This window comes from Rhizobium alarense, assembly GCF_021555155.1.
Classification (GTDB): Bacteria; Pseudomonadota; Alphaproteobacteria; order Rhizobiales; family Rhizobiaceae; genus Rhizobium_D; species Rhizobium_D alarense.
In genome coordinates this window covers 1-21,279 of record NZ_JAKGBU010000046.1, presented here as the reverse complement: position 1 = coordinate 21,279, position 21,279 = coordinate 1, and the positions used below count along the sequence as shown (strand labels likewise).

Sequence of the window (21,279 nt, the reverse complement as noted above, 5' to 3'; positions counted from 1 at the left end):
GGACGCCGTCATCACCAAGACCCATCCGCTCGATCCGCTTGGCCTCGGCGAGATCGCCGCCGCCGTCGCCTTCCTGAAGGAAACGAAGGCGCTTTCCGCCACCTGCCGCTTCCCGATCATCAGGCTCGAGGAACCGAGCAAGGCGGAGCTCGCAAAATTCCGGCTCGGCACGCCGCTGCCGCGCCTTGCCTTCCTGCTGGTGCTCGACATCGCGACCGGCGAGACCTTCGAGGCAGTGGTCGACCTGACGGGCGGAACCATCGCGTCGTTCGAGCGCCTGCCGCTCGACGCGATGCCCTATGGCCAGCCGCCGGTCATGCTCTGCGAATTCGAGACCGTCGACGCGACGGTCAAGTCCGATCCGCGCTGGATCGCGGCCGTCCGCAAGCGCGGCATTGCCGATGAGGACATTCCCCTCGTCCAGATCGACCCGTTCTCGTCGGGCTATTTCGGCCGCGATTTCGAGCGGGGCCGGCGCATCGTGCGGGCGGTCTCCTACTGGCGCGGCGATGTGCGGGACAACGGCTATGCCCATCCGATCGAGGGCGTCGTCGCCGTCGTCGACCTGATCGAGAACAGGGTCGTCGACCTCGTCGACGACGAGACGGTCGTTCCGGTGCCGAAGAAGGCGCGCAACTACGGCCGGGAGGCCTTCCCGGAGACGCGGGCGGACCTCAAGCCGCTCCATATCGTGCAGCCCGAGGGGCCGAGCTTCTCGGTCGACGGCTGGAAGGTGAGATGGCAGGGCTGGCAGTTCCGTGTCGGCTTCACGCCGCGCGAAGGGCTGGTGCTGCACGAGCTCGGCGTCGAGGACGGCGGGCGGCTGCGGCCGGTCGTCTTTCGCGCGAGCGTCACCGAGATGGTGGTGCCCTATGCCGACCCGACCGCCAACCACTACTGGAAAAGCGCCTTCGACGCCGGCGAATACGGCCTCGGCCGGCTTGCCAATTCGCTGGAGCTCGGCTGCGACTGCCTCGGCCATATCCACTATTTCGACGTGCCCTATGCGGACGATCTCGGCCAGCCCTTTGTCATGAAGAACGCCATCTGCATGCACGAGGAGGACTACGGCATCCTCTGGAAGCACTACGAGTTCCGCAACGGCATTTTCGAAGTCCGCCGGTCCCGCCGCCTCGTCATCTCCTTCTTCGCCACCGTCGGCAACTACGACTACGGTTTCTACTGGTATCTCTACCAGGACGGCACGATCCAGCTCGAGGCGAAGCTGACCGGGATCATCCAGACGGCGGCGGTGGCGCCCGGCGAAAGCTATCGCTGGGGCGGCATGGTGGACGACAATCTCGGCGGGCCGACACACCAGCATTTCTTCAACGCGCGGCTCCACATGGATGTGGACGGCGGCGGCAACACGGTGACGGAACACGAATTCCTGCCGCGGCCCTGGGGCGAGGACAATCCTTACGGCAATGTCTTCGATACGACGGTGAAGGTGCTGAAGCGCGAGCTCGACAGTCCGTCGGTGGCGAGCGGCGAGACCGGACGGTACTGGAAGGTGCAGAACCCGAATGCGAGGAATACGGTCGGCAAGGCGCCGGGCTACAAGCTCTCCGTCATGCCCTCGCCGCTGATGCTGGCGCAGGACGGTTCGACGGTGGCGCAGCGCGGCGGCTTCGCGAAGAAGCACATTTGGGTCACGGCTTTCGACCCGAAGGAAAAATACGCCTCCGGCGACTATCCGAACGTGCATGCCGGTGGCGACGGCCTGCCGAACTACGTGCAGCAGAACCGCGTCATCGAGAACGCGGACGTCGTGCTCTGGCATTCCTTCGGCCATACCCATGTCTGCAAGCCGGAGGACTTTCCGATCATGCCGGTGGAATATGCCGGCTTCATGCTGAAGCCGAACGGCTTCTTCGGCGCCAATATTGCCATGGACCTGCCGCCGGAGCGAAACGCCCACAGCCGGGACAACCGGGAGGCGCCGGGGGACGGCAAGGGGTCCTCCTGCTGCCACGGCTAGCCGCGGATTCCGGAGATCTTTCGATGGCGCGCCGGCGGCTTTTGCCGCCGGCGCGCGACGTGCTGACGCAAACGTGATTGACCGGGGTCAATTGCAGCGACGGGTCAGACGCGTTAAACAACCGACATGAGCGACCAGACCCTGACGATCCGCAAATTCAGCGATCTCGCCAACCCGACGCGGTTCCTGGCGCTGACCAGCGCTGCCTGGCCATGGATGGCGGGGCTTACGGTGCTGTTCCTTGCGGCCGGGCTCTTTCTCGCCTTCGCCAGTGAGGGCGACTACCAGCAGGGCGAGACCGTGCGCATCATGTATGTGCATGTGCCGGCCGCCTGGCTTTCGATGATGTGCTATTCGGTGATGGCGGTCTCGGCGCTCGGCACGCTCGTCTGGCGCCATCCGCTGGCCGACGTTTCCGCGAGGGCCGCCGCGCCGATCGGCGCCTGTTTCACGCTGCTCGCGCTCGTCACCGGCTCGCTGTGGGGCAAGCCCATGTGGGGCGCCTGGTGGGTCTGGGACGCGCGGCTCACCTCCGTCTTCGTCCTCTTCCTGATGTATCTCGGCCTGATCGCCCTCAACCGCGCCATGGACGATCCGACGCGGGCGGCGAAGGTGGGCGCCATCCTCATCCTGGTCGGTTTCGTCAACATTCCGATCATCAAGTTCTCGGTCGAATGGTGGAACACGCTGCACCAGCCGGCGAGCGTGATCCGCATGGACGGGCCGAAGATCGACGGAGAGTTTTTGCGCCCCCTCCTCGTCATGGCCGTCGCCTTCACGCTGCTCTTCTTCACGCTGCACGTTCTCGCCATGCGCAACGAGATCCTGCGCCGCCGCGTCGCGGTGCTGCGCCGGCTTGCCGCGCGCCAGGCGGGTGCGGGAGGAGGCGCATGAGCCATCTCTTCTACGTCGTCGCGTCCTATGGCGCTGCCGCCGCGATCGTGTTCGGCCTCATCCTCTGGGTTGCGATCGACGGCCGGGCGCGCCGCCGGGAACTGCAGATGCTGGAAGCGTCGGGCATTCGCCGACGCTCGTCCGGAGACCCGTCGTGAGCGGTGCGGCGGGCGAGGAGAAGCGCGGCGTCTCGCGCCTTCGCATGGTGCTTGCCGCGGCACCGCTCGTCCTCTTCGGCGCATTGGCGGCGATCTTCTGGAGCCAGCTTCATTCCGGCAGGGACATTTCCGAAATTCCCTCGGCGCTGATCGGCACCAAGGCGCCCTATCGCGACCTCGAGCCGCTTGCCGGCGCCGTGCGCGACGGGGTGCCGGTGCCGCCGATCACGGCCGAGACCGGCAGGGGCAAGCTGACGCTCGTCAATTTCTGGGCCTCCTGGTGCGTGCCCTGCCGGCAGGAGCATCCGGTTCTCCTGGACCTGTCGAAGGATCCGCGCCTGACCGTGGTCGGCGTCAACTACAAGGACGGCAACGAGAACGCACTGCGTTTTCTCGGCGAGCTCGGCAATCCCTTCTCGGCGATCGGCCTCGACCCGAACGGGCGCATGGCGATCGACTGGGGCGTCTACGGCATTCCGGAATCCTATCTCGTCGGTCCGGACGGCACGATCCTCTACAAGAAGGTCGGCCCTTTCGACCGGAAAAGCCTCACCGAAGGCCTTCTTCCGGCGATCGTGAAGGCGCTTGCGGCGCCCGGCGCCTGAGCGATCAGCCGGGTTTCTTCTCGTCGTCGACCGAATGTTTCATGATCAGCGGCATCTGGAGCATCGTGAAAAGGATGGTGATCGGCATCGTGCCCCAGACCTTGAAGGCCACCCAGAAATCCGTCGAGAAGTTGCGCCAGACCACTTCGTTCAGGATCGCGAGGAAAAGGAAGAAGACGCCCCAGCGGATGGTGAGCTGGCGCCAGCCCTCGTCGGTCAGCCGGAAGGCGGCATTGAAGACGTAACCGAGCAGCGACTTGCCGAAGAAAAGGCCGCCGAGCAGGATCGCCCCGAACATCGTGTTGACGATCGTCGGCTTCATCTTGATGAAGGTGTCGTTCTGCAGCCATAGGGTCAGCGCCCCGAAGACGAAGACGACGACGCCGGAGATGAGCGGCATCATCGGGAGGGTGCGCGTCAGCACCCAGGAAACCGTGAGCGCGAGGGCCGTCGCGGCCATGAAGAGGCCGGTCGCGATGAAGATCGGCCCGCCCAGTTCGGCGAGAAACGGGAATTCGCCCGCCAGCCATTCGCCGCGCGAATTGGCGAAGAAGAAGACGACGAGCGGCCCGAGCTCGAGAACGAGCTTCAGCAGCGGCGAAATCTTCGCCTCTTCCGCCGGGGCGGGTTTATCGAGGGCGTCGTTGCTCATTCCTGAACTCCTGCGATCGCGGCGGCGAAGTCCTTCGCTTCGAAAGGCTCCAGGTCGTCGATGCCTTCGCCGACGCCAATGAAATAGACCGGCAGCTTGTGCCTGGCGGCGATCGCCACCAGAATGCCGCCGCGGGCGGTACCGTCCAATTTTGTCATGATCAAGCCGCTGACGCCTGCGACATTGCGGAAGATCTCGACCTGATTCATGGCGTTCTGGCCGGTCGTCGCGTCGAGCGTCTGCAGCACGGTGTGCGGTGCGTCCGGATCGAGCTTGCCGAGCACGCGCACGATCTTCTCGAGTTCGGCCATCAATTCCGCCTTGTTCTGCAGCCGGCCGGCCGTGTCGATGATGAGCACGTCGCTCTTCTTTTCCCGCGCCCGTTCATAGGCCTCGTAGGCGAGGCCCGCGGCGTCGGCGCCGAGCTTCGTCGCGACGATGTCGGAGCCGGTGCGCTCGGCCCAGATCTTCAGCTGCTCGATCGCCGCCGCGCGGAAGGTGTCGCCGGCCGCCATCATCACCGTCAGGCCGGCCCCCGAGAGCTTCGCCGCGAGCTTGCCGATCGTCGTCGTCTTGCCGGTGCCGTTGACACCGACGACGAGGATGACGTGGGGTTTGTGGGAGAGATCGAGCTCCAGCGGCCTGGCGACGGGGCCGAGCACCTTGGTGATTTCCGTCGCCATGATGCGCGCGACGTCGTCGCCGGTAACGTCCTTGCCGTAGCGTTCCGCGGCAAGCGTGTCGGTGATGCGCAGCGCCGTCTCGACGCCGAGATCCGCCTGGATCAGCAGGTCTTCGAGATCCTGCAGCGTCGCGTCGTCGAGCTTGCGCTTGGTGAAGAGGCTGGCGATCTGGCCGGTGAGCTGCGAGGACGTGCGCGCAAGCCCGTCGCGCAGCCGCTGGAACCAGGTGCGCCTCAAAGCGGCGCTCGGTGCCGGCTCGTCCTTCGGGCGCTGGTCGGCGGTGGAGAATCCTTTCGGCAGGGCGGGTGTCGCCGCGCGGAGGCCGGGCGTCGGGATGCTTTCCTCGTCGGCCGGTTCGATGTTTGCCGTGTCACCGGGAAGCGGTTCGGCCGGCATCTCATCCGCCGGAGCATCCTCGCCCGCGATCGCGGGTGCGCTTTCCACGGCCGCCGTTGTGTCCGGGATGTCCGGTGCCGTGGCCTGCTCCGCTTCGGCGAAGAGGGCGTCGTCCGCCACTGCGTCGTCTTCGATGGCCGCGCCGGATGCGGGCCGGTCGTCCGCCGGTTCGGCGGCATCGGTCTCGACGGCGTCGTCGTCGGACGGCCCGCCGGCGGTTTCGATCTCCGCCTCGTGGACCGGATCGTCGGCGACCGGCAGGTCGGGCGTGTGCGGCAGCGGGTAGATGTCCGGCTGCGGCTCGGGCGGAACATGGTTGGCGGCCTCGGGGTTTGCCGCCTCCGCCTCGTCGAGCAGCGCGTCCCGTTCGATCTCGGCCGCCGGGAATGCTGCGTCCGGCTGCGCGATGGCGGCCTCGACCGTCTTGACCTTCGTTTCCTCGGCCGGCGCGGCCTCCTCCGGGCGCGGCTCGGCGGCCGTGTCCTTGCCGAAGGTGAAGATCTTCTTGATGAAGCCGAGGGCCATGCTTGGGATTCCGTCAGGTGCGAGGAGAGGCGGTCTCTCGCCGCAAGGTCAGGTGCTTGCCATTGTGGCCGGTGACCGTGACCGGCACAAGGTCGCGCGGCGTGAGGCCGGCCGCGTCGGCAAGCGTGAAGTTTTCCGTATGCGCCAGTCCGTTCATCTCCACAAGCACCGTCTGCCGGCGGCCGACCATGCTGTCGAGATGGGTCAGGTGCAGCCTTTGTCCAGTCTCGCGCAGCCGCGCGGCGCGTTCCTTGACAAGGGCGCGGTCGAGCTGCGGCATGCGCGCGGCGGGCGTGCCGGGTCGGGGGCTGTAGGGAAAGACGTGCAGATGGGCGATGCCGCATGCCTCGGCGAGGCGAACGGCATTGTCGAACATCTCCTCGCTCTCCGTCGGGAAGCCGGCGATCATGTCGGCGCCGAAGGCGACGTCCGGCCGAAGCCGCCGCACCTCGCGACAGAAGGCGAGCGCGTCGTCGCGCCCGTGCCGACGCTTCATGCGCTTCAGGATCAGGTCGTCGCCGTGCTGCAGCGAGAGGTGCAGGTGGGGCATGAAGCGGGGCTCGTCGGCGATCAGATCCCAGAGATGCCGGTCGGCCTCGATGCTGTCGATCGAGGAGAGGCGGAGCCTGAGGATTTCCGGCACCTGCTTCAGGACCGTCTTCGCGAGCAGGCCGAGCGTCGGCCCGCCGGGCAGGTCGGCGCCGTAGCTCGTCGCGTCGACGCCGGTCAGCACGACCTCGCGATAGCCGCCGGCCGCCAGCATGCGCGCCTGCTCGACCACGGCGCCCATCGGCACCGAGCGGGAATTGCCGCGTCCGTAGGGTATGATGCAGAAGGTGCAGCGGTGGTCGCAGCCGTTCTGTACCTGGATGAAGGCGCGTACGTGTCCGTCGATCAGCTTCACCATCTGCGGCGCCGTCTCGGTGACGCTCATGATGTCGTTGACGCGCAGCTTCTCCTCGGCGGAGACGCCGAAATCCGGCAGCCGGCGGTAGGAGGCGCTTCTCAGCTTTTCCTCGTTGCCGAGCACGGCGTCCACCTCGGCCATGCCGGCGAAGGTCTCCTTCTCCGTCTGCGCGGCACAGCCGGTGACGATGATGCGGGCCTGCGGATTGCTGCGGCGGGCGCGGCGGATCGCCTGGCGGGCCTGCCGCACGGCCTCGCCGGTCACGGCGCAGGTGTTGACGAGGATGGCGTTGTTCAGCCCCGCCTTCTCGGCCTCCGACCGCATCACTTCCGATTCGTAGGTGTTGAGACGGCAGCCGAAGGTTATGAGCTCGACGCCGCTCAAGGCGCGGCCGCTCCGGCAGCGGGGATGTTGTCCCGGTCGCGGCGGAAGGCGCCGGTCGCCGGGTCGAGCGTGCCGGACCATTCCCATTCGGCGGGACCGGTCATCACGACGTGGTCGTCGTCGCGCCATTCGATCGTCAGCGGGCCGCCCGGCACGTTGACGACGACCGTGCGGTCCGTGCGGCCGGTGCGTGCGGCGGAGACGGCGGCCGCGCAGGCGGCGGAGCCGCAGGCGAGCGTCAGGCCGGCGCCGCGCTCCCAGGTGCGCAGGTCCATCTCGTTGCGGGAGCGGATGCGGGCGAGCGAGATATTCGCCCGCTCGGGGAAGATCGGGTGGTTCTCGAGCAGCGGCCCGAAGCGCTCCAGGTCGTGGTCGTAGGGGTCGCTGTCGACCCAGAAGATCGCATGCGGATTGCCCATGGAGGCGACCGATGGCGAGTGCAGCACCGGCGCGTCGATCGGGCCGATCTGCAGTTCGATGCGGCGGGTGTCGTGGAACTCCTCGGCGAGCGGGATGCGGTTCCATTCGAAGACCGGCCGGCCCATGTCGACCGAGATCGTGCCGTCGTCGTGTTCCTCGGCCGGAAGCAGGCCCGCGACGGTGTGGAAGAGGAAGCGCCGGCGTCCCGTCTCGGCGGCGAGCGCCTGCACGACGCAGCGCGTGCCGTTGCCGCAGGCCTGCGCTTTCGAACCATCCGAGTTAAGGATGTCGATCCAGGCGTCGGTGCCCTCGGCCTTCGGATCATGGATCGCCATGATCTGGTCGAATGCCGTCGCCGGATCGGCATTGAGCGCGATCGCCGCGGCCGGCGTCACCTGGTCCTTGCGGCCACGCATGTCCACCACCAGGATCTTGTTTCCCAGTCCGTTCATGCGGGCGAAGGCGACGTCGGCGGTCATGGCGGCAATCCGGCACGGCCCGGTCGGCCGGGCCTCTCACATTTTCGCTGTATATGGCGGAAAAGTCGGCGAATTACCAGTGCCGGCCGTCTCAATCGGCCGGCGGCACGTCGAACACCTCGCCGGGCTTCAGGGGACGGAACCGGCCGCGTGGAATGGCGGCCGCGTCAAGTGCTGCGTGCAGCGCCGTCACCGGCGCGCCGATGCCCTCGTTGGTGAGCCGGAAGGTACCCCAGTGGTGACCCGCGACATGGGCGGCGCCGCACAGACGCATGCCGGCCACGGCCTCCTCGGGATTCTGGTGCTGGCCCTTCATGAACCAGCGCGGCTCATAGGCCCCGAAGGGCAGCAGGGCGAGGCGGAAGCCGCCGTGTTTTTCGCGTGCCGCCCGGTAGTTGATGCCGTAATGGAAGCCGGTGTCGCCGACATGATAGATCTTGCCGGCCGGTGTCTCGACGACGAAGGCGGCCCAGAGCGCCATGCGCCGGTCGCGGCTGCCGCGGGCCGACCAGTGATGGCACGGCTCGGTGTGGATGCGAATGCCACCGGCGATTTCGGTCTGCCCGCCCCAGTCGGTGACGGCGATGCGTGCATCCGGCACGCGGCGCCTCAGGATCGTGTCGTTGCCGAGCGGGGTCACGACGAGCGGCCGGTGGCGGGCATGCAGCCTTGCCAGCGTTTCCAGGTCCATGTGGTCGTAGTGATTGTGCGAGAGAAGCACGACGTCGATCGCCGGCAGGTCGTCGAAGGCGATGCCGGGCGCGCTCACGCGTTTCGGGCCGGCAAAGCGCAGCGGGCTGGCGCGGTCCGACCAGACGGGGTCGGTCAGCATGGCAAAGCCGCCGGCCTGCACGAGCATCGTCGCATGGCCCACCATCGTCACCCGCAACGCCTCCGTCCCGAGGCGGTCGACTGGTTTCGCCGGCGGCGGCAGATCGGGAAGGCGTTGCGGCCAGGGTGCGCGTTTCTCCAGCAATTGCCAGCGCAGCAGGTCGCGCAGGCCACCCGGCGGGACACCGCCCGGATTGTGGAAATGCGTGCCGTCGAAATGGTCGCTCTGCGGTCCGTCGTAGTAGGGATTTCGGCGGTGTCGGTCGCTGGCCAATGCGGTCCCCCGGCTTCGTGATCCTTTCGTGAGCGACCGGTCGATTTCGTCCCTTCCGGTCGCCACGCAAAACAAGTAGGTATGCGGACTTCCAATAACAGGTGGGGCGGAAATCCTCTCTCGATGATCGAATACCGCAAGTTCATCTATCTCGACGTCTACAAGACCGGCAGCACCCACGTGGTCGACCTCCTGAAGCAGATCGTGCCGGAGGGGCCGGTGCGCATGAAGCGGCACAGTTCCATGACGACGCTGCGCCCTTTCAGCTGGACGGGCGGCAAGCTGATCTTCTCCACCGTGCGCAATCCGTGGGACTGGTATGTGAGCCTCTGGGCCTTCGGCTGCGAGGGCAAGGGCGCGGTCTATTCCGACATCGCCAAGACGCTGAGCCGGGCGGAGACGGCGGCGCTCTACAACGCCGAGGATCCAAGGGGGTCCTTCCGCCTGTGGCTGGAATCGGTCAGCGACCGGGAATTCCTCAACCGCACCATCCAGCAGGACCTGCCGGATTCCGGCCTTGCGGGGCGGATCGGCTTCTATACCTATCGCTTCATGCGCGTAACGACGCCCTATCCGAGCCTGCTGCTGAAGCCCTGGCTGGTGCCGGACATCGAGGCAGCGATCCGTTACCAGCGCAAGTGGGGCCTCTACGACGTGATGCTGCGCAAGGAAACGCTGAACGACGACCTGATCGCCTTCATCCGCGATTATCGCGAACGCTGCGGTTTTGCCGCCAACGCGGAAGAGACGGTCCTTAAGAAGGCGCGCCGGCCGAAGAACCGGAGCAGGCGGGAATTCGACAGTTACCGCGACTACTATGAGCCCGACCTGGTGGCGCTGGTCGCCGACCGCGAGCGCTTCTTCCTGGAGCTGTTCGATTACCGGTTCTGATGCCGCGCGGCATTTTTCCCGGCATTCCTTGACTTTCCGCCCGCATTCCTGTTTATGCCGGCCATCTGCGACAAGTGACAGGACTTGGAGCCACCGACCGGGACCCCTTGAGGTATAAAGCGATCCCGGAGGTCAACACCCGACAGCGCAATGCGCCCTCGGGTGCTTTTTGGCTTTGCGTCTTGTTTTCTGGCGACGATGCACCGACGTTTCCGTCACCAGCGGAAACAAGAAGGAAGACGTGATGTTCGAAACACTCCAGGACCGCCTTGGCGCCATTCTGAATGGACTGACAGGCCGTGGCGCGCTGTCCGAGGCGGATGTCTCTGCGGCGCTGCGCGAAGTCCGCCGTGCGCTGCTCGAAGCGGACGTCGCGCTGGAAGTGGTACGCTCCTTTACCGAAGCGGTGCGCGAAAAGGCCGTCGGCGCGGAAATCCTGAAGTCGATCAAGCCCGGCCAGATGGTCGTGAAGCTCGTTCATGACGAGCTGATCTCGATGCTCGGTTCCGAGGGCGTGCCGATCGACCTCAATGCGGCGGCTCCCGTCGTCATCATGATGGTCGGCCTCCAGGGCTCCGGCAAGACGACAACCTCGGGCAAGATCGCCAACCGGCTGAAGACGCGCGACAAGAAGAAGGTCCTGATGGCCTCGCTCGACACGCGCCGTCCGGCCGCGCAGGAGCAGCTGCGCCAACTGGGCGTACAGACCGGCATCGACACGTTGCCTGTTATTGCAGGCCAGTCGCCGACCGACATTGCGTCGCGCGCCGTGCAGGCGGCGAAGCTCGGCGGCCACGACGTTGTCATCCTCGACACGGCCGGCCGCACCCATATCGACGAGCCGCTGATGCTCGAGATGGCGGAGATCAAGCGCAAGTCCAGTCCGCACGAGATCCTGCTCGTCGCCGACGCGCTGACCGGTCAGGACGCCGTCAACCTCGCCCGCAGCTTCGACGACCGCGTCGGTATCACCGGCCTCGTCTTGACCCGCATGGACGGCGACGGCCGCGGCGGTGCCGCGCTCTCGATGCGTGCCGTCACCGGCAAGCCGATCAAGCTGATCGGCGTCGGCGAGAAGATGGGCGAACTCGAGGAGTTCCATCCCCGCCGCGTCGCCGACCGCATCCTTGGCATGGGCGACATCGTCTCGCTCGTCGAGAAGGCGGCGGAGAACATCGACGCCGAGAAGGCGGCCGCCATGGCCGCCAAGATGGCGAAGGGCAAGTTCGACCTGAACGACCTCGCCGACCAGCTTCGCCAGATGCAGAAGATGGGCGGCATGGGCGGTATCATGGGCATGATGCCCGGCATGGCCGGCATGAAGGACAAGATGGCATCCGCCGGGCTGGACGACCGCATGTTCGGCCGACAGATCGCCATCATCTCCTCGATGACCAAGGCCGAGCGCGCCAATCCCGATCTGCTCAAGCATTCGCGCAAGAAGCGCATCGCCGCCGGCTCCGGCACGGATGCTTCCGACATCAACAAGCTTCTCAAGATGCACCGCCAGATGGCCGACATGATGAAGATGATGGGCGGCAAGAAGGGCGGCGGCATGATGAAGCAGATGATGGGTGGCCTTGCCGGCAAGATGGGTCTGGGTGGTGGCATGGGCGGCATGCCGGACCTGTCCAGCATGGACCCGAAGCAGATCGAGGCGCTTGCCAGGCAGGCGGAAGCGGCGGGCATCAAGCCCGGCAGCATGCCCGGTCTCGGTGGCGGCGGTCTTCCGGGCCTCGGCGGCGGGCGGCTGCCCGGCCTTGGCGGCCTGCCGGGCCTTCCCGGCCTTCCGAAGAAGAAGTGAGGTGTTGCGCGATGGTCGATCCGCACGTCCGTGAACAGCTCGCCGCCTACCGGCAGTCGATCGACAACATCGACGCCGCCCTCGTCCACATGCTCGCCGAGCGCTTCCGCTGTACCCAGGCGGTCGGCGTGTTGAAGGCGACGCACGAATTGCCGCCGGCCGATCCGGCGCGCGAGGAATACCAGATCGAACGGCTTCGCAGACTTGCGAAGGACGCCAATCTGGATCCGGATTTCGCGGAGAAGTTCCTGAACTTCATCATCCGCGAGGTGATCCGGCATCATGAAGCCATCGCCGCCGATCTGAGCGGCGCGAACCAGAATACCGCTTGAACGAAGCGGTCAGAAACGCCTTGAAGGAGAAATGATATGGCACTGAAAATTCGTCTTGCACGCGGCGGCTCCAAGAAGCGCCCGTACTACCAGATCGTCATCGCCGATGCCCGTTCGCCGCGCGACGGCCGCTTCCTCGAGAAGGTCGGTTCCTGGAACCCGATGCTCGGCAAGGACGACGCGAACCGCGTCCAGATCGACACGGACCGCGTCAAGGAATGGCTCGCCAAGGGCGCCCAGCCGACCGACCGTGTCGCACGCTTCCTGAACGAGGCCGGCCTCGTCAAGCGCGAAGCCCGCAACAACCCGGACAAGGCCAAGCCCGGCAAGAAGGCGCTGGAGCGCGCCGCCGAGAAGCAGCAGAAGGCCGAAGAAGCCGCTGCCGCTGCCGCCGAATAAGATTGCGGAACCGGATGATTTCGAGCGGGCGGCATGCTACATGCCGCCCGTTCTCTTTTTTGATTGGGCTTCGGACGTCGAGCCATGAGCAGCAAACTGGAAAATCCCGTCTTGATGGGCACCATAGGCGGCGCGCAGGGCCTGCGCGGCGAGGTCCGCGTCAAGTCCTACACGGTCGAGCCCGCCTCGCTCGGCGACTACGGCCATCTTCACGACGAGGACGGGCGCGTCTTCGAAGTGCTGGAGGTTCGTGAGAGCCGCAACGATATGGTGGTCGTCCGGTTTCGGGGCATCAACGACCGCAATGCCGCGGAGGCACTGAACGGCCTCGACCTCTATATCGAGCGGGACAACCTGCCCGATGAGGAGCTCGACGACGAGGAGTTTTTCTACACCGACCTCGAAGGGCTGGAAGCCTTCGACGCGACCGGTCGCAGCCACGGCACGGTGACGGGCATCTTCGATTTCGGCGCCGGCGACCTCCTGGAACTCAAAGGACCCGGCAAGCGTCCGGTTCTGATCCCCTTTTCCGAGGCGGCCGTGCTGCAGGTCGATTTCGATGCCGGCCGCCTGCTGATCGATCCGGTCGCCGCCGGCATCGAGGAGACGGACGACGGAGACGGCCCGGGAAGCCGGCGGCGCCGGCCGCCGAACGACGAGGACTGACCTTGGCCTTCCGCGCCACGATCCTGACGCTTTACCCGGAAATGTTCCCGGGCTTTCTCGGCCTCTCGCTCTGCGGAAAAGCGCTTTCGCGCGGCGACTGGACGCTGGAAGCGGTGCAGATCCGTGATTTCGCGACGGACCGGCACCGGACCGTCGACGACACGCCGGCCGGCGGCGGCGCCGGCATGGTGCTGAAACCCGACGTGCTGGCGCGGGCGATCGATCATGTCTCGTCGGATGACGGCCGGCCGCGCCTGCTGATGAGCCCGCGCGGCAGACCGCTGACGCAGAAGCGCGTGCGCGAGCTTGCCGCCGGGCCGGGCGCCGTCATCGTCTGCGGCCGGTTCGAGGGCGTGGACCAGCGGGTGATCGACGGGCGCGGGCTCGAAGAGGTGTCGATCGGCGACTATATCCTCTCCGGCGGAGAGCCGGCGGCGATGGTCCTGCTCGACGCGGTGGTTCGCATCCTGCCCGGCGTGATGGGCAATGCGCTCTCCGGCGAGCACGAGAGCTTCGAGGGCGGATTGCTGGAGCATCCGCAGTATACGCGGCCGCCGGTCTTCGAGGGCCGGGAGATTCCGGCCGTCCTGGCCTCCGGCCATCACGGCGAGATCGACAAGTGGCGCCGTGCCGAGGCGGAGCGGCTGACGCGCGAGCGCCGGCCGGACCTGTTGCCCGGTCAGCCCGAGACGAAATAGTAGACCGTCAGCGCGAAGCCGACCGCGACGACCAGGCCGCGGATGACCGGCTGCGGCACGCGCCGCGCCGCCCAGACGCCGCAATAGCCGCCGAGCGCGCCGGCGGGGATCATCACCGCCGCCTGCGGCCAGCCGACGACGTTGCCGCTCGCGAAGACGACGATCGCCATGGCGGCGACGACGACGGCGAGGAAGTTCTTCAGTGCGTTCAGCCGGTGGTAGTCGCCGCCCTTGGTGAGGCCGAGGACGGCGAGCGTCATGATGCCCATGCCGGCGCCGAAGAAACCGCCGTATATCGCGGTGACGAACTGACCCGCGAGCCCGAGCGGCGCGATCGGCTTCTCCGGGCTCAGGCGCTTCGGCTTGAGATAGGGGCCGGCGGCGAAGATGAGGGTCGCGCCGAGCAGCAGCCAGGGCACCAGCGCGCGGAAAGAGGGGTTCGACAGGGAGAGCAGCAGAAGCGCTCCGGCCAGCCCGCCGACGAGCGACAGCGCGCCGAGCAGCCGCGCCTCGCGCCAGTCGCTGCGAATCTCGTCGCGATAGGCGAGGACCGAGGTGACGTAACCGGGAAACTGCGTGATCGAGGAGGTGGCATTGGCGACGATCGGCGGCAGGCCGACGAGCGTCATTGCGCCGAAGGTGAGGAAAGTGCCGCCGCCGGCGATGGCATTGACGACGCCCGACAGAAATCCGGCGGCGAAGAGGAAGATGGCATCGGCAATCGACATGGCGCCTCCCCGCCGGGCCTGGCCTATGCGCGGGGACCGGTGCTTGCGAATGTCGCGGGATATCGTCTCTGCCGGCATGCGGCAAGCCCTGAAAACGAGCGGTCCCCGTCGATTCTTGCACGGCAAGGGATGACAAGCCCGTTCCTTTGGTGTATTGGCCCGCACGGTTTCGGGATTATCCCGTCGACCCGCAATCAAAGAATGGCGAATTCGCTCCCGTCCGATAGGGCGAAACCCTAGAGGCCACGGCCGAAAGGTGACTGTCGAGCGCTCTGGCTGTTTCAGAAGAACGAGAAGGTTAGTCCGATGAACATCATCCAGCAGCTCGAGGCCGAACAGGCCGCCAAGATCGCCGCCAAGCGCACGCTCCCCGAGTTTTCCCCGGGCGACACGGTTCGCGTCAACGTCCGCGTGACGGAAGGCACCCGTACCCGCGTCCAGGCCTATGAAGGCGTCTGCATCGCCCGCTCCGGCGGCGGCCTCAACGAGAGCTTCACCGTCCGCAAGATTTCCTACGGCGAAGGCGTCGAGCGCGTCTTCCCGGTCTACTCCCCGCTCGTCGAGAGCGTGGACGTCGTGCGCCGCGGCAAGGTCCGCCGCGCCAAGCTCTACTACCTGCGCGACCGCCGCGGCAAGTCGGCCCGTATCGTCGAGAACACCGGCACGCGCGCCCGCAAGCTGAACGACGCAGAGCGTCAGGCGATCATCGAGGAGAAGGCCCGCCTGGAGGCCGAGAAGGTCGCAGCCGCCCAGGCGCTCGCCGCCGAAAAGGCCGCAGCCGAGGCCGCTGAAGCCAAGGCCGCCGAAGAGGCCGCAAAGGCAGCGGATGCAGCGGCCGAATAAGCTGCTCCTGCGTCATGCAACGTGAAACGATGCCGTCGGACGTTCCGGCGGCATTTTTCGTTCGAGCGGGGCCCTTCGCGTCTTTTGCGATGCAGCGACGTCTTGCCTAGGCGCGCGCACCTGTGACAGTGTTCCGACGCCACATTTTCAGGAGCGTATCCTCATGTTTTCCCGCCGCACCCTCCTTGCCGGCCTGACCGCCGCTGCCCTTCTTCCCGCTGCCGCCTTCGCCCAGAGCCTGCCGGATCTCGGCGGCAAGGCGGTGGTCGTCGTGACGGAGAACGCCTATCCGCCGCTGCAGTTCGTCGATCCGAAGTCGGGCGAGCAGGCCGGCTGGGAATACGACGCGATGAACGAGATCGCCAAGCGGCTGAATTTCAAGGTCGAATATCAGAACACGAGCTGGGACGCGATGATCCAGGCGGTGTCCGACGGCCAGTACCAGATCGGCATGACCGGCATCACCATCAAGGATGACCGCAAGGAGAAGGTCGATTTCTCTGATCCCTACATGCGCTCCGAGATGTTCATGCTGGTGCGGGGCGACGAGACGCGCTTTTCCGACAGCAAGAGCTTTGCGGCGGTCGAGGACGGGTTCGTCGGCGCGCAGCCGGGCACGACGCCCTTCTACGTCGCTGTCTACGAGGTGCTGGACGGCAACGAGCAGAACCCGCGCGTCAAGCTCTTCGAGACCTTCGGTGCGACGGTGCAGGCCCTGAAGACGGGCGACGTCGACGTGGTCCTGACGGACGGCACGGCCGGCAAGGGCTATGTGGATGCCTCGAACGGCGGGCTGAAGCTCGTCGGCGGACCGCTCGGTGCGGAGGATTTCGGCTTCATCTTCCCGAAGGGCTCCGATCTTGTCGCCCCCGTCAATGCCGCGATCGCGGCGCTGAAGACCGACGGCACGCTCGACGCGCTGAACAAGAAATGGTTCCTCGACTACAAGATGGGTCAGTGACGATGGAGCGGTGATCCGGCCCCATGGCCCCCATCCCGTCGCATAGCGCGAAGGGCGACTATCCCTGGTGGCTGGTCGCCCTCGTGGCGATCGCGCTGGCGCTTGCCGGCGTGATCGTTGCCAACGACATCTACGCCCAGGTCTTCGGCGTCGTGCTGAAGGGGCTCTGGGTGACGATCTTCGTCACGCTGGTCGGTTTCGCGCTCGCGACCATGCTCGGCCTGGGCGTCGCCCTGCTCGGGCTTTCCGACCATGTGGCGTTGCGCCAGGTCGCCCGGTTCTACATCGAGGTGATCCGCGGCGTGCCCGTCCTGGTGCTGCTCTTCTACATCGCCTTCGTCGGCGCGCCGGCCTTCGTGGCGCTCGCCAACCTCGCCTTGTCGCCGCTCGTCGCCGCCGGCGCCGTGGAGCCCGTGCAGGTGCGCGACGTCTCGCTGATGTGGCGGGCGATCATCGCGCTGATGATCGGCTATTCCGCCTTCATCGCCGAGGTGTTCCGTGCCGGCATCCAGTCGGTCGACAAGGGACAGATCGAGGCGGCGAAGGCGCTGGGCCTGTCGCGCTACCAGCGCTTCCGCCTCGTCGTGCTGCCGCAGGCGATCCGCGTCATCCTGCCGCCGCTCGGCAACGACTTCGTGGCGATGGTGAAGGATTCCTCGCTCGTCTCCGTGCTCGGCGTCGCCGACATTACGCAGATGGGCAAGGTTTACGCCTCCGGCTCCTTCCGGTTCTTCGAGACCTATTCGATCGTCGCCTACGTGTATCTGATCCTGACGATCGGGCTGTCGCTGGCGCTTCGGGCACTGGAAAAGCGGCTACGGAAGGGGTTCGAGCGATGAGTGGACGGGGCAGCGACGGCCTTGAACGGGTCTACGCGGCGCGATCTTCCGGTGAACTGGCGGAAGCCTATGCGGCCTGGTCGAACGCCTATGACCGGGAGACGGCCGCGGCAGGCTACTGCCTGCCCTTCGTCATCGCCGCCTGGATCGCCCGCCACGTACCGTGCGATGCCGGCCCGATCCTCGACGCCGGCTGTGGTACCGGGCTTTCCGGGCCCTATCTGCGGGCGCTGGGCTACGATCACCTCGTGGGGCTCGATCTTTCGCCGGACATGCTGGCGCTGGCGGCCGGGCGCGGCGCCTATCGCCAACTCGGGAGGGGGTGCCTCGGCGAAACCTTGCCCTGGCCCGACGGCCATTTCGCGGCCTTTCTTTCGACTGGCGTCTTCACGGCCGGGCATGCTCCGGCGTCGAGCCTCCACGAACTCGTCCGCATCACACGGCCGGGCGGCAAGGCGGTCTTCACCGTTCGCGACGTGATCCTGGCGGATGGCGGTTTCCGCGCGGTGTTCGCCCGGCTCGAGGCGTCGGGGCGCTGGCGCCCGGTCGAGGAAAGCCCGCCGTTCCGCGCCTTCGCCGTTGCGGAGCCGGACGTGCTGGTCCAGGCTTTCGTCTTCGAGATCCTCTGAAGGCCGGACGATTCCCCCCGATTGCCGAACCCTCGAAAAATCGCTATATGCGGGCTCATGGAATCCAAATTCGGATTGAACGCGCGCAACATCGTCGTGCTGCAGGACCACAAGCGCCTGCCGGCACGCTTCTTTGCGCGCGTATCCGGCGCGCTCAACAGCCGCCTATCCTGATCCTGTCAGTATTGCAGCCAACACGGCTGCCGGTTTCCAGTTTCAGCATTTCAGACGGACAAAGACCATGAGCGCACCCCGCACCCTTTACGACAAGATCTGGGCAGACCACGTCGTCAACACGCAGGACGACGGCACCTGTCTCCTCTACATCGACCGTCATCTCGTTCACGAGGTGACGAGTCCGCAGGCCTTCGAGGGCCTGCGCATGGCCGGCCGCAAGGTCCGCGCGCCGGAAAAGACGCTCGCCGTCGTCGACCACAACGTGCCGACCTCGAAGGACCGCCACGAGGGCATCAAGAACGAGGAGAGCCGCATCCAGGTCGAGGCGCTGGCGAAGAACGCCGCCGACTTCGGCGTCGAATATTACTCCGAGCGCGACAAGCGCCAGGGCATCGTGCACATCGTCGGACCGGAACAGGGCTTCACCCTGCCGGGCATGACCATCGTCTGCGGCGACAGCCACACCTCGACGCATGGCGCCTTCGGCGCGCTGGCGCACGGCATCGGCACGTCGGAGGTCGAGCACGTTCTGGCGACCCAGACGCTGATCCAGAAGAAGGCGAAGAACATGCTGGTGCGCGTCGACGGCCAGTTGCCGCCGGGCGTCACCGCGAAGGACATCATCCTCGCCATCATCGGCGAGATCGGCACGGCCGGCGGCACCGGCCACGTCATCGAATTCGCCGGCGAGGCGATCCGCTCGTTGTCGATGGAAGGCCGCATGACGATCTGCAACATGACGATCGAGGGCGGCGCGCGTGCCGGCCTGATCGCGCCGGACGAGACCACCTTCGCCTATATCAAGGACAAGCCGCGCGCGCCGAAGGGGGCCGCCTGGGACATGGCGCTCGACTACTGGAAGACGCTGCACACCGATGAAGGCGCACATTTCGATCGCGTCGTCGTGCTCGACGCCGCCAACCTGCCGCCGATCGTCTCCTGGGGCTCATCGCCGGAAGACGTCGTCTCCGTGCAGGGCGTCGTGCCCAACCCGGACGATATCGCCGACGAGACCAAGCGCACCTCCAAGTGGCGGGCGCTCGACTATATGGGCCTGAAGCCGGGCACCAGGATCACCGACATCGCCGTCGACCGCGTCTTCATCGGTTCGTGCACCAACGGCCGCATCGAGGATCTGCGCGCCGTCGCCAAGGTGGTCGAGGGCAGGACGGTGGCCCCGACCGTCGACGCCATGATCGTTCCGGGCTCCGGCCTCGTGAAGGAACAGGCGGAAGCCGAGGGTCTCGACACAATCTTCAAGGCCGCCGGCTTCGACTGGCGCGAGCCCGGCTGCTCGATGTGCCTTGCCATGAACGACGACCGGCTGAAACCGGGCGAGCGTTGCGCCTCCACCTCGAACCGCAACTTCGAGGGCCGCCAGGGGTTCAAGGGCCGCACCCATCTCGTCTCGCCCGCCATGGCGGCGGCGGCGGCGATCGCCGGCCATTTCGTCGATATCCGCGAGTGGCAGTAATCGACGTCGGCTGATAGGGTTTGCGGGCCGCCTCTTGGGCGGCCCGCTGCGTTTGGGACGCGAGTCGGAGGAGGCTGCCATGCCGGCACTGACGCTGATGCTGCTGCGGCACGCGAAATCTGCCTGGCCGGACGGCGTTGCCGATCACGACCGGCCGCTCGGCCCCCGTGGCGCGAAGGCCGCACCGCTGATGGGGGCCTATATGGCGCGCGCGGGTCTTCTGCCGGCGCTGGCGCTGGTCTCGACCGCGCGGCGCACGCAGCAGACCTGGGCGAAGCTCGCGCCATTCCTTCCGGCCGACACCGAGCGGCGCGACGTGGCGGCGATCTACGAGGCGCCGGCGGCAACGCTGCTCGACGTCGTCCGGGGTGTCGAGGGCGCGCGCGCGCCGCTGCTGTTGGTCGGGCACAACCCCGGTTTCCAGGACCTCGCCCTGCTGCTCGCAGGGGAGGACGGCGGTGCCGACCGGGCGCGCCTCGCGGCGAAGTTCCCGACGGGTGCGCTCGCCGTCATCGACGTCGAGGGGACCGGTTGGGCGGAGGTGGCGCCGGGCAGCGGTCGCCTCAGGCAGTTCGTCACGCCGCGTTCGCTCGACGAGAACGGGCGCAACCGATAGGATCGTCGACGAAGCGGCACCCCTGTGGCCGCCACGGGAGATCACGATGGAGATCAGACGCGCGGGCTCGCGCCCGTCCGCCACGCCGCCGGCCGACTATTTCACCGGAACGGTGCGACAGGACCCGGTGATCGAGGCGCCGGAACCGGCGCGCCTCAGGGCCGTGCAGGTTACCTTCGAACCGGGCGCGCGCACCGCCTGGCACACCCATCCGCTCGGCCAGACCCTCGTCGTCACGTCCGGTCTCGGACTGGCGCAGGTGTGGGATGACCCGATTGTGGAAATCCGGCCGGGCGATGTGGTCTGGTTCCCGCCGGGCGAAAAGCACTGGCACGGCGCGGCCCCCGGCGTTGCGATGAGCCATCTTGCCCTGCAGGAGGCGCTGGACGGCAAGGCCGTCGACTGGCTGGAGCCGGTGTCGGACGATGCGTATGGCACCTACCGGCCCGGAGCGCCCGCGTGAGCTTCGCGCTCGACGGCATCTGTCGGTTCGAACAGGCGATCAAGAAGAGCCGCTTCCGCGCGACCGCCGGCCCTGTCGACGACGAGCCGGGCGCGCGGGTCTTTTTCGACACCCATGCCGATCCTTCCGCCAACCACAACTGCTGGGCCTTCCGTATCGGCCAGACCTATCGCTTCAGCGACGACGGCGAACCGGGCGGCACGGCGGGCAAGCCGATCCTGCAGGCGATTGACGGGTTGGCTCTGGATGGGGTCGCGGTGCTCGTTACCCGCTGGTTCGGCGGCGTGCTGCTCGGCAGCGGCGGGCTGATCCGGGCCTATGGCGGTACGGCGGCGGCGTGCCTTCGTGCAGGTCCGAAGTCGGAGCGGGTGGCGATGGTCCAAGCGCGCATCGTCTGCACCTTCTCCGATCTGGCGCTCGTCAAGGCTCGGCTTGCGGCGACCGGTGCGGTGCGGATCGACGGAGAGAGCTTTGGCGGAGACGGCGGTGAAATCGCCGTCTCCTTGCCGGAGGCGCGCGCCGAGACGGTGCTCGGACTGGTAGCGGACCTCACCAGCGGCCGCGCGCGCA

At 66.9% G+C, this 21,279-nt stretch carries 24 protein-coding genes; 18 read left to right on the top strand and 6 right to left on the bottom strand.

The features are described 5' to 3' along the window. The 4 genes from LXM94_RS15180 to LXM94_RS15165 all read left to right on the top strand — a co-directional run. Positions 1-1,981 (top strand): primary-amine oxidase (locus tag LXM94_RS15180; RefSeq protein ID WP_235772310.1); only part of this gene is annotated, 1,981 nt, incomplete at its 5' end. Between the two features lie 126 nt (positions 1,982-2,107). Beyond that, complete coding sequence (locus LXM94_RS15175; protein WP_235772309.1) at positions 2,108-2,875, top strand: heme ABC transporter permease; 768 nt, start codon at positions 2,108-2,110, stop codon at positions 2,873-2,875. Further along, positions 2,872-3,033 (top strand): heme exporter protein CcmD, encoded by a 162-nt coding sequence (gene ccmD / locus LXM94_RS15170; protein WP_235772308.1) that lies wholly within the window; start codon positions 2,872-2,874, stop codon positions 3,031-3,033. Before LXM94_RS15175 ends, ccmD begins: the two co-directional genes overlap by 4 nt. A gap of 44 nt (positions 3,034-3,077) precedes the next feature. Beyond that, on the top strand, positions 3,078-3,638 hold the full coding sequence (locus LXM94_RS15165) for a DsbE family thiol:disulfide interchange protein (protein ID WP_235772329.1): 561 nt from the start codon (positions 3,078-3,080) through the stop codon (positions 3,636-3,638). Between the two features lie 4 nt (positions 3,639-3,642). On the opposite strand, the gene LXM94_RS15160 is transcribed toward LXM94_RS15165, so the two are convergent. The 5 genes from LXM94_RS15160 to LXM94_RS15140 form a co-directional block, all read right to left on the bottom strand. Next, positions 3,643-4,290 (bottom strand): septation protein A, encoded by a 648-nt coding sequence (locus LXM94_RS15160; RefSeq protein WP_235772307.1) that lies wholly within the window; start codon positions 4,288-4,290, stop codon positions 3,643-3,645. Continuing rightward, a complete protein-coding gene (gene ftsY, locus LXM94_RS15155; RefSeq protein WP_235772306.1) occupies positions 4,287-5,894 on the bottom strand; it encodes a signal recognition particle-docking protein FtsY in 1,608 nt (535 codons plus the stop codon). Before ftsY ends, LXM94_RS15160 begins: the two co-directional genes overlap by 4 nt. 13 nt (positions 5,895-5,907) lie before the next feature. Beyond that, entirely contained in the window at positions 5,908-7,185 is a 1,278-nt protein-coding gene (gene mtaB / locus LXM94_RS15150; RefSeq protein ID WP_235772305.1) for a tRNA (N(6)-L-threonylcarbamoyladenosine(37)-C(2))-methylthiotransferase MtaB, read from the bottom strand. Next, the gene (dapF, locus tag LXM94_RS15145) at positions 7,182-8,084 is read right to left on the bottom strand and encodes a diaminopimelate epimerase (RefSeq protein WP_235772304.1); all 903 of its coding nucleotides are present in this window, start codon (positions 8,082-8,084) and stop codon (positions 7,182-7,184) included. The genes mtaB and dapF overlap by 4 nt, the downstream gene beginning before the upstream one ends. A 91-nt stretch (positions 8,085-8,175) precedes the next feature. Next, on the bottom strand, positions 8,176-9,189 hold the full coding sequence (locus tag LXM94_RS15140; protein ID WP_235772303.1) for an MBL fold metallo-hydrolase: 1,014 nt from the start codon (positions 9,187-9,189) through the stop codon (positions 8,176-8,178). A gap of 123 nt (positions 9,190-9,312) precedes the next feature. On the opposite strand from LXM94_RS15140, the gene LXM94_RS15135 reads away from it, so the two are divergent. The 6 genes from LXM94_RS15135 to trmD all read left to right on the top strand — a co-directional run bounded on the left by LXM94_RS15135 (position 9,313) and on the right by trmD (position 13,979). Further along, complete coding sequence (locus LXM94_RS15135) at positions 9,313-10,080, top strand: hypothetical protein (RefSeq protein WP_235772302.1); 768 nt, start codon at positions 9,313-9,315, stop codon at positions 10,078-10,080. A 244-nt stretch (positions 10,081-10,324) separates the two neighbouring features. Then, positions 10,325-11,884, top strand: a complete 1,560-nt coding sequence (gene ffh, locus LXM94_RS15130; protein WP_235772301.1) for a signal recognition particle protein — start codon at positions 10,325-10,327, stop codon at positions 11,882-11,884. Between the two features lie 11 nt (positions 11,885-11,895). Next, positions 11,896-12,216: a chorismate mutase gene (locus tag LXM94_RS15125; protein ID WP_235772300.1), complete on the top strand. Its 321-nt coding sequence runs from the start codon at positions 11,896-11,898 to the stop codon at positions 12,214-12,216. Positions 12,217-12,252: 36 nt separating this feature from the next. Next, a complete protein-coding gene (rpsP, locus tag LXM94_RS15120) occupies positions 12,253-12,615 on the top strand; it encodes a 30S ribosomal protein S16 (protein WP_235772299.1) in 363 nt (120 codons plus the stop codon). Positions 12,616-12,699: 84 nt separating this feature from the next. Continuing rightward, positions 12,700-13,281, top strand: coding sequence for a ribosome maturation factor RimM (gene rimM / locus LXM94_RS15115; RefSeq protein WP_235772298.1), 582 nt, complete (start codon positions 12,700-12,702; stop codon positions 13,279-13,281). A 2-nt stretch (positions 13,282-13,283) separates the two neighbouring features. Next, positions 13,284-13,979, top strand: a complete 696-nt coding sequence (gene trmD, locus LXM94_RS15110) for a tRNA (guanosine(37)-N1)-methyltransferase TrmD (RefSeq protein WP_235772297.1) — start codon at positions 13,284-13,286, stop codon at positions 13,977-13,979. On the opposite strand, the gene LXM94_RS15105 is transcribed toward trmD, so the two are convergent. Beyond that, positions 13,961-14,707, bottom strand: a complete 747-nt coding sequence (locus LXM94_RS15105) for a sulfite exporter TauE/SafE family protein (protein WP_235772296.1) — start codon at positions 14,705-14,707, stop codon at positions 13,961-13,963. The two genes, trmD and LXM94_RS15105, sit on opposite strands and share 19 nt — an antisense overlap. Before the next feature lie 306 nt (positions 14,708-15,013). Between LXM94_RS15105 and rplS the strand changes: the two genes are divergently transcribed. The 8 genes from rplS to LXM94_RS15065 form a co-directional block, all read left to right on the top strand. Next, positions 15,014-15,550, top strand: a complete 537-nt coding sequence (rplS, locus tag LXM94_RS15100; RefSeq protein WP_235772295.1) for a 50S ribosomal protein L19 — start codon at positions 15,014-15,016, stop codon at positions 15,548-15,550. Positions 15,551-15,713: 163 nt separating this feature from the next. Next, positions 15,714-16,511, top strand: coding sequence for a transporter substrate-binding domain-containing protein (locus LXM94_RS15095; protein ID WP_235772294.1), 798 nt, complete (start codon positions 15,714-15,716; stop codon positions 16,509-16,511). Between the two features lie 23 nt (positions 16,512-16,534). After that, positions 16,535-17,350, top strand: coding sequence for an amino acid ABC transporter permease (locus tag LXM94_RS15090; protein ID WP_235772293.1), 816 nt, complete (start codon positions 16,535-16,537; stop codon positions 17,348-17,350). Next, positions 17,347-17,979: a class I SAM-dependent DNA methyltransferase gene (locus LXM94_RS15085; protein ID WP_235772292.1), complete on the top strand. Its 633-nt coding sequence runs from the start codon at positions 17,347-17,349 to the stop codon at positions 17,977-17,979. The genes LXM94_RS15090 and LXM94_RS15085 overlap by 4 nt, the downstream gene beginning before the upstream one ends. 241 nt (positions 17,980-18,220) lie before the next feature. Then, the gene (gene leuC, locus LXM94_RS15080; RefSeq protein ID WP_235772291.1) at positions 18,221-19,630 is read left to right on the top strand and encodes a 3-isopropylmalate dehydratase large subunit; all 1,410 of its coding nucleotides are present in this window, start codon (positions 18,221-18,223) and stop codon (positions 19,628-19,630) included. A gap of 79 nt (positions 19,631-19,709) precedes the next feature. Then, entirely contained in the window at positions 19,710-20,246 is a 537-nt protein-coding gene (locus LXM94_RS15075; protein WP_235772290.1) for a SixA phosphatase family protein, read from the top strand. A 46-nt stretch (positions 20,247-20,292) separates the two neighbouring features. After that, positions 20,293-20,709 carry a (R)-mandelonitrile lyase gene (locus LXM94_RS15070; protein ID WP_235772289.1) on the top strand — a complete coding sequence of 139 codons (417 nt, stop codon included), beginning with the start codon at positions 20,293-20,295 and terminating at the stop codon, positions 20,707-20,709. Continuing rightward, positions 20,706-21,279, top strand: a 574-nt coding sequence (locus tag LXM94_RS15065) for an IMPACT family protein (protein ID WP_235772288.1), incomplete at its 3' end; no start/stop codon positions are given. The genes LXM94_RS15070 and LXM94_RS15065, both read left to right, overlap by 4 nt.

Coding starts and splice junctions, on each gene's coding strand:
- LXM94_RS15175 (WP_235772309.1), top strand. CDS start 2,108: ATGAGCGACCAGACCCTGACGATCCGCAAATTCAGCGATCTCGCCAAC.
- ccmD (WP_235772308.1), top strand. CDS start 2,872: ATGAGCCATCTCTTCTACGTCGTCGCGTCCTATGGCGCTGCCGCCGCG.
- LXM94_RS15165 (WP_235772329.1), top strand. CDS start 3,078: ATGGTGCTTGCCGCGGCACCGCTCGTCCTCTTCGGCGCATTGGCGGCG.
- LXM94_RS15160 (WP_235772307.1), bottom strand. CDS start 4,290: ATGAGCAACGACGCCCTCGATAAACCCGCCCCGGCGGAAGAGGCGAAG.
- ftsY (WP_235772306.1), bottom strand. CDS start 5,894: ATGGCCCTCGGCTTCATCAAGAAGATCTTCACCTTCGGCAAGGACACG.
- dapF (WP_235772304.1), bottom strand. CDS start 8,084: ATGACCGCCGACGTCGCCTTCGCCCGCATGAACGGACTGGGAAACAAG.
- LXM94_RS15135 (WP_235772302.1), top strand. CDS start 9,313: ATGATCGAATACCGCAAGTTCATCTATCTCGACGTCTACAAGACCGGC.
- ffh (WP_235772301.1), top strand. CDS start 10,325: ATGTTCGAAACACTCCAGGACCGCCTTGGCGCCATTCTGAATGGACTG.
- LXM94_RS15125 (WP_235772300.1), top strand. CDS start 11,896: ATGGTCGATCCGCACGTCCGTGAACAGCTCGCCGCCTACCGGCAGTCG.
- rpsP (WP_235772299.1), top strand. CDS start 12,253: ATGGCACTGAAAATTCGTCTTGCACGCGGCGGCTCCAAGAAGCGCCCG.
- rimM (WP_235772298.1), top strand. CDS start 12,700: ATGAGCAGCAAACTGGAAAATCCCGTCTTGATGGGCACCATAGGCGGC.
- LXM94_RS15105 (WP_235772296.1), bottom strand. CDS start 14,707: ATGTCGATTGCCGATGCCATCTTCCTCTTCGCCGCCGGATTTCTGTCG.
- rplS (WP_235772295.1), top strand. CDS start 15,014: ATGAACATCATCCAGCAGCTCGAGGCCGAACAGGCCGCCAAGATCGCC.
- LXM94_RS15095 (WP_235772294.1), top strand. CDS start 15,714: ATGTTTTCCCGCCGCACCCTCCTTGCCGGCCTGACCGCCGCTGCCCTT.
- LXM94_RS15090 (WP_235772293.1), top strand. CDS start 16,535: ATGGCCCCCATCCCGTCGCATAGCGCGAAGGGCGACTATCCCTGGTGG.
- LXM94_RS15085 (WP_235772292.1), top strand. CDS start 17,347: ATGAGTGGACGGGGCAGCGACGGCCTTGAACGGGTCTACGCGGCGCGA.
- leuC (WP_235772291.1), top strand. CDS start 18,221: ATGAGCGCACCCCGCACCCTTTACGACAAGATCTGGGCAGACCACGTC.
- LXM94_RS15075 (WP_235772290.1), top strand. CDS start 19,710: ATGCCGGCACTGACGCTGATGCTGCTGCGGCACGCGAAATCTGCCTGG.
- LXM94_RS15070 (WP_235772289.1), top strand. CDS start 20,293: ATGGAGATCAGACGCGCGGGCTCGCGCCCGTCCGCCACGCCGCCGGCC.